This window comes from Candidatus Zixiibacteriota bacterium (assembly GCA_021159005.1).
In the GTDB taxonomy this organism is placed as follows: domain Bacteria; phylum Zixibacteria; class MSB-5A5; order UBA10806; family 4484-95; genus JAGGSN01.
On the sequence record JAGGSN010000194.1, the window covers coordinates 1 to 7176 of the forward strand.

The following is a 7176-nucleotide window of genomic DNA, read 5'->3' on the forward strand; positions in this document are numbered from 1 at the left end:
GGTCATGCCGACACCTCCTGCCTGCCGGCGCCCGCCTGTCTGCGGACACGGGGCATGGTATTTTTACTATCCACCTTTGGTTTAACATACAGCTTCCTGGATTCCCCCGCCGCGGCGGGGGAATGACGCAAATAGGTAATCATCGAATTAAAATCAATTTCTAAAATCTTATCCCGAAATATTTAACAAAACAAAAGATGAAGTGCCGATGTTTACTGGAATCGTCCAGCATCTTGCTGCTGCTTAGATTATAATTCAAGAAAGTTTCGCTTTACTATATATTATTGGAGAACTAAATCGAAAAGACTGGACAGTAGTGAAAATATATTTTTATAAACGGTAAACATCCCAAGCCTAAGACATGACATTGCCCTAACATGATTCCCGTTTGCATAGAAATATAGATATATATTACAGAAATTCTACTTTGGTATCAATAAGATTGCGGCTAACAAACCAAGTAAGGCGAACACATATAATATAATTGGTCTTGGCTTGTTAATATTATCATCATTAATGCTAATCATTTTAACCTTTCACTTCCCCGCCTGCATCGGGCAGGTTTCATAAAATAAAATATGGGAGCGGCGGAGGGGGATTCCCCGAATCATTCAGGGTTACTGATTAAAATCAGCAACACCGCTCCCAAAATCTAAATTAACCCTAAACCAATTGACTGATATGCAATAAACATGCCCAAACCCCAACCGATAGTTAAGCATAATTATAATATAAACTCTATATAAGTAAAGATATTTTACGTAATTATCAATAAGAATCTTGTAAAAAATGACAATTGGTTAAATAAAGTTTTATTTTATAAAAATAATGCGCAAACCATTTCATATATATTGTAAAATCTCGTGCATAGTTTTAAAAATGGCGGTTGCCAGATAATGTTTAGTCCGTATTGTTCATAAGCTTTTATAACGATGTTGAATTAACGCGTAGGGTCGTCTGCTTCAGATGGATGTCCCACCACGCTAAGTTTTTATCATAACAACAAAGCCGCTCTTGTTGCCAAGCGCTGCCTGGCAACAAGAGGACGTATGCAATATGCACCTACGCGCGGCGGCATACATCACCCTAAAACAAGATGTTATTTTGCCAACAGCATGAGGGCTTAATATATTAAACTACAACTCAACCCGAACACAACTTATTACTTCCTCTTTTTTTGAATCTTAGCCCAGGTATCTCGTAAACCAACCGTACGATTGAAAACCAGCGCGTCCGGAATTGAATCCTTCGAATCTACGCAGAAATAACCATGTCTTATAAATTGATAACGGCTGCCCGGTTTAGCCTTTGCAAGAGAGGGTTCCACCTTGCAGGATTTCAATATCTTCAGCGAACTCGGATTCAAATTAACTGTGAAATCCTCATCCTCAAGCGGGTTTTCTTTGGTAAAAAGATAGTCATACAGGCGCACTTCAGCATCAACCGCATGTTTCGCTGAAACCCATTGCAGGGTACCCTTAACTTTGCGGCCATCCGGCGAGGCGCCGCCGCGTGAAGCCGGGTCGTAGGTACAGTGAAGTTCGATTACCTTGCCTGTTTTTTCATTCTTAACAACTCGTTCGCATTTAATAAAATAAGCATGCTTGAGTCTTACCTCTCTACCGGGAGCAAGACGGAAGAACTTTTTCGGCGGGTCCTCAAGGAAATCATCCTGCTCGATATATAACTCACGCGAAAATGGCACCAAACGCGTACCGGCCTCAGAGTCCTCGGGATTGTTGACAGCCTCCAACTCTTCAACCTGGCTTTCGGGATAGTTGTCGATTATTACCTTAACCGGATTGAGAACCGCCATAACTCGCTGCGCTTGTTTATTCAAATCATCTCGGATGCTGTTTTCGAGCAGGGATGTATCAACCATACTGTCGCGTTTGGCTACGCCGATACGTTCGGCAAAAGCTCGAATCGATTCGGGTGTGTAACCGCGCCGCCGTAAACCAGATATCGTTGGCAGACGCGGGTCATCCCAATTATCAACACGCCCTTTCCGAACCAATTGTATAAGCAGGCGCTTGCTTAGAATTGTATAAGTAAGATTAAGTCGAGCAAACTCGATTTGCTGGGGATGGTGTACGTTTAATTGTTCAAGGAACCAATCGTATAATGGCCGATGGTCTTCAAAACCCAAATCGCAAAGAGAATGAGTTATGCCTTCAATGGAATCCGAAAGGCAGTGAGTAAAGTCATACATCGGATAGATGCACCACTTGTCGCCTGTGCGATGGTGCGCGGCTTTTTGTATTCGATAAATTACGGGGTCGCGCATATTCAGGTTGCCTGATGCCATATCGATTTTAGCCCGAAGCGTACAGGAACCATCCTCAAATTCACCGGCTTTCATACGTTCGAATAAAGCCAGACTTTCATCAATAGAGCGGTCCCGGTAGGGGCTGTTTTTGCCCGGTTCGGTTAAAGTGCCGCGATGTTCCCTGATTTCATCGGCGTTTAATTGACAAACATAGGCTTTACCGTTTTTGATTAACTGAACGGCATAGTTATATAATTTATCGAAATAATCAGAGGCATAATACAGCCTATCATCCCAGTCGAAACCCAACCAGCGAATATCCTCCATGATTGAATCGACATATTCAACATCTTCTTTGCTGGGATTGGTATCATCAAAACGCAGGTTGCATAAACCGCCATACTCGGCGGCGATACCGAAATCGAGACAGATCGCTTTGGCGTGCCCTATGTGAAGATAACCATTTGGCTCCGGTGGAAAACGGGTATGAACCCGCCCCTCATTCTTGTTTGCTTTTATATCTTCGTTGATAATATCCTTGATGAAATTTGAGGTTGCTGATGATTCATTATCTGCCATTTTTTAGGCTTCCTTTCTATTATTCCATTAGCAGCAAATAGTCTAAATTTCAATTAGCACTGCACTACGAACTTTTATAGCGTAAATGTACATTCCTGTTTCAGATAAGTCAAATATAAGTGTGCGCAATAAACCGGCAAAATAAAAATATAATCCTATGTGTTAACTTGAATTGTATGTTTTTCATTAAGGCGCAATTATTGCCGATAAATAAAATATGAAACTGTTAATAATCCTTCTTATAATCATCGCCGGTAATTACAACGATCCCGTTAGTATTTCAAAACTTGAGACACAGACTGTAAGCAATCCTGATGATATCCAGCCGCGTTTGGAACTGGCAGATATCTTTTTAAGCCAGGAGAATTTCAAAGAAGCAAAAAAATATCTTCTTCAAACTCAAAAGATTATGGAAACTTTTGATGTCGATTCATGTAATGCAAAGTACTTTTATCTATGGGGACTATATTACGACCTTTATGGCAATATTCCCTCCGCGCAAAGGTATTACTCAAAAACGGTGGAATGTGATTCTAATTATTACGATGCTTGGCGCAATCAGGGTTATATTTATGAGATTTTTGGCAATTATGATAAAATGCTGTATTGTTTCAGACGGGCTTTAAAAACAACAATTGATTCTGCCGGAACTTATTATGATATGGGAGTAACTTGCGATTATCTCGACAGCCTGCAATTGGCAATAAAATATTACAACGCCGCTTTTGATTATGGCGAAGTATATCCTCAGGCATATATGAATATCGGCATCGACTGGGGAATGCTTGGTTATGATGATTCGGCTTCTTATTACTTTAATAAGGCTGTCGAAGCGGGTTTACGGTCGCCGGAGTTATTTTACAATATCGGCATTATCATGTTTGAATCGGGCGCCAGTGATGAGGCAATGGACAATTTTATGAAAACGCTGTCTGTCGATCCTGATTATTCTCCCGCTAAGCTTCAGATAGGCAATGTATATGAATTATACGGCGATTCGGGTATGGCAAAAGTTTATTTCGAGGAGTTTGTTAAAACCGCCCCCTTGATTTACCGCGATGATATAAATAGAGTAAAAGAAAAGCTTTTACAGTATAATAAGAAATAACGCCGCATTAGAATCCATCTAAAACGAACGATTCCTGCTTAGTGAGCTGAAAATGTCAGGAGGTCGTCCGTTAAGGCTGGCTTCCATTCTGATTCATAAAGATATTTTCAATTGTAAAATCAGGGTTTATTTATCCGGTTTAAGCTTGACTGATATTGTTTCGCTTTCATTCTTTTCCGTATAGATACGTTTTTTAGTGGTTTTGTATCCTTTGGCCTCAATAATTATAGTATGTTTCCCGGGCGGAAGCTTTACTTTTGGGCCGCCTGTTTTGCCGTATTTTACATTGTCCACCGAGAAAGCAGCTTTCGGTTTTGAGGAGATTTTCAGAAAACCGTATTCTCTAATATTCTGTTTTGGATAATTATAAGCACTGGTCTTTTTGGGCGTTGTTTTCTTTTTCGCTTTAGGTTTAGATTTTACTTTATTGACAGTTGTTTTTCCTTTAGTTGGTGGCGGCTTTTTAGTTGGAGGCAAAGGTACTGTGGCGATATCATCGACAGGAACTGTAAATTCCTCTATAACAGGCGGTGTAATAATCTTTGCAGTTATACTGTCGGTTTCTGATATTCCCGAATAAAACTCGCTTTTATCCGATTTACTATCGCCGGAGACAAACCTAAACAAAAAAGCGCCCAGCACAATCGGGCTTATTATCGCTAAAAGCAATAGAAATAGATTTCTTTTTTTGGGAGGTTGTGCTGCTTTATAATCTTTTTGACTGGCTTTTAATTTATCTAATTGTTCTTTAGCAAGCTTATTGTTTTTATCAAACCGTAAAACGCTTTCAAATTCTTTAATGGCGTCTTCTATACGACCATGGCCGAGATTTAAAAGATACAAAGCAGATTCCGTATGTTTGGATATCCTGTCTGTTCTGAGTTTTTCGGTAGTTCGAATAGGGTTTTTCAGATAATCTGAAATCAACTTCTCCTGCGATGGGATAATAAAGGTTTCCAATTGGCCGCTAATACGCTCAACTAACTCATTGGCATCCTGACAACGGCTTTCTATATCTTTGGTAATCGCCTTATGAATAATTTCTTCAATTTCTTCATTAACATCAACGCGCAATTCGCTTGAAGGAACTGGGTTTTCTGAAATTATACTGGTTACCATTTCCTGGTATGTGTCGCCTTTAAATGGTCTTTCGCCGGTGATGATTTCATAAAGCACTATTCCCAGCGAGAAGATATCGCAGCGATTGTCTATAGGTCTGCCGGCAGCCTGTTCGGGCGACATATATGCCGGCGAACCGATTGTCTGGCCGGTTTGAGTAATCGACAAATCATTATGGGTTTTGGCGATGCCAAAATCGGTAATTACAACTCGGCCATCACTTGATAGCATAATATTAGCTGGCTTAATATCCCTGTGAATTAAGCCGCTGCTATGGGCATATTTTAAGCCGTTAGCAACCTCCCTTGCTGTCAGCAGCGCAACCTCTAAGGGAAGCCTTTTAACGCGCGTCATTATTTCCTTTAAGTTTTGGCCGTCGATATATTCCATTGCAATGAAGTATTCATCCTCATGATGGCCAAAATCTATTATTGCAACTATGTTTGGATGAGCCAATTGAGCAGCCTGTTTAGCCTCATTCTCAAACCGGACTACAAAATCTTTGTTTATCGTAAGATGTTGATGTAAAAGTTTTATGGCTACCGGTCTAGCCAACGATAATTGGACGCCTTTGTATATATTAGCCATTCCGCCAGAGCCGATTAATTCGTGAATTTCAAAGTTGGCTATTTTTCTTTTAGCTATTGAGGTTTTTTCCATGTTACCGTGCTAAAATTATTTACAGTTATAAACTAAACAAAATTAACCGCCATTAAAAATGGTTATTAATCTGCTTTAATAATATATCGGCAGATTAATTAACATTAATTAGAAATCAGCCAAAAGAGTTTATTGTTAGCCGCAACATGCGTTAATAAAATCCATAGATAATATTGTTGTATATTATTTAGCGGCTAAGATTTCGAACTATATGGAATTTTTCATTCCGCTTATTGCCAAAGGCTTGTTAGTGATAAAAAACTCGTACTATCTACAACCTGATATGTTTGCGAAAATCGCTTGCCACAAACTTCAAACTACGCTATATATAGCCATTAAAAATGGAGTCGCAATGAACGTCTTGATTACAATAATCCTTCTCAGCGTAAGTCTGGCTCAGCCTAGGGTCGATTCTGATATGCCTCTATGCTCTGAATCAGTCGCCACTGTCGACAACATAATAGCCGGTTTTGTCAATCCGGCTGGCTTAGCGCCCAAATATGCGATGGGATTTTGCTATATTCACTCTTTCACAGACTCAACATTTAAAGGCGATGACGGCCTTATGCTGACAACCAGAGGGTCATTAATATCCGTACAATGGCTAAAGCATACAACCAGCCTGCATCCGGATGAAAGCATATCGCGTCGGAAATACCTTTTTGCCAGCGGTAGACAGATGATGCCCAATTTTTACTGGGGATTATCCTATGCCTGGTTTGGTGGTTCGGATATTTACAGCAAGAAAAAGATATGGAAAACCGGCTTCATGTATCGTCCCGACAACAGGATTTCCCTTGGCTTGGTCGTTGATGATATTACTCGTCCGAAAATCGGCGATGTTCAGCTTGAAAGATATTACACACTCGGCGCGGCGTTTTTTACGGCTCAGCGGAAACTGGCTTTTTCTATTGATGCATATTACCAGGAAAAGGATGACTTTGACCAGATAGAAGCAATGTTTAGAATAGAGCTAAGAAAATCAGGAAAGTTCAGACTGTTTGGCGATTACAGGACAGAGAGAATGTTCCGGGTTGGTTTAGGATATCTCATCGATTATGTCGAGCTTGGCGGCTGCGTAAAGTATCAGGAGAAGGATTATCTTGGGGGCAGTTTCTTTTACAACCAGGGACCTATGCCGGGCCGGAGATAGAGATTGTAAGCGTTAAATCCTGAAAAAATGTTATCAATTTTTCATTAGAAGTATTTTTTGATAGAGAGAATAGTTCTGCTACTTCCTTATTAAAATACTCTGAAAACGCGTATGTATAAACTATAAAACGTGAGTTTACAACGGGCTTGAGATTTTGACTGCAGGAAAGAGATAATACAGAAAAACACCACAGATATATCAGTGAATTTTATTGCATTGTTGATATGATATACCCCGGCTTTGACAGTTAACGCATAATTTGATAAACAGTTTTGTTGATATGCAGCA

The 7176-nt window shown here is 40.1% G+C and carries 4 protein-coding genes; 2 read left to right on the plus strand and 2 right to left on the minus strand.

Translation table 11 applies throughout. The features are described 5' to 3' along the window. Positions 1 to 1162: 1162 nt before the first annotated feature. Positions 1163 to 2848, minus strand: coding sequence for a glutamine--tRNA ligase/YqeY domain fusion protein (locus tag J7K40_12235; protein ID MCD6163163.1), 1686 nt, complete (start codon positions 2846 to 2848; stop codon positions 1163 to 1165). A gap of 217 nt (positions 2849 to 3065) precedes the next feature. Here J7K40_12235 and J7K40_12240 point away from each other — a divergent pair, with 217 nt between their 5' ends. Beyond that, positions 3066 to 3956 (plus strand): hypothetical protein, encoded by an 891-nt coding sequence (locus J7K40_12240; GenBank protein MCD6163164.1) that lies wholly within the window; start codon positions 3066 to 3068, stop codon positions 3954 to 3956. Positions 3957 to 4082: 126 nt separating this feature from the next. On the opposite strand, the gene J7K40_12245 is transcribed toward J7K40_12240, so the two are convergent. Further along, positions 4083 to 5735 (minus strand): serine/threonine protein kinase, encoded by a 1653-nt coding sequence (locus tag J7K40_12245; GenBank protein ID MCD6163165.1) that lies wholly within the window; start codon positions 5733 to 5735, stop codon positions 4083 to 4085. A gap of 211 nt (positions 5736 to 5946) precedes the next feature. Here J7K40_12245 and J7K40_12250 point away from each other — a divergent pair, with 211 nt between their 5' ends. After that, positions 5947 to 6888: a hypothetical protein gene (locus J7K40_12250; protein MCD6163166.1), complete on the plus strand. Its 942-nt coding sequence runs from the start codon at positions 5947 to 5949 to the stop codon at positions 6886 to 6888. Positions 6889 to 7176: the final 288 nt, after the last annotated feature.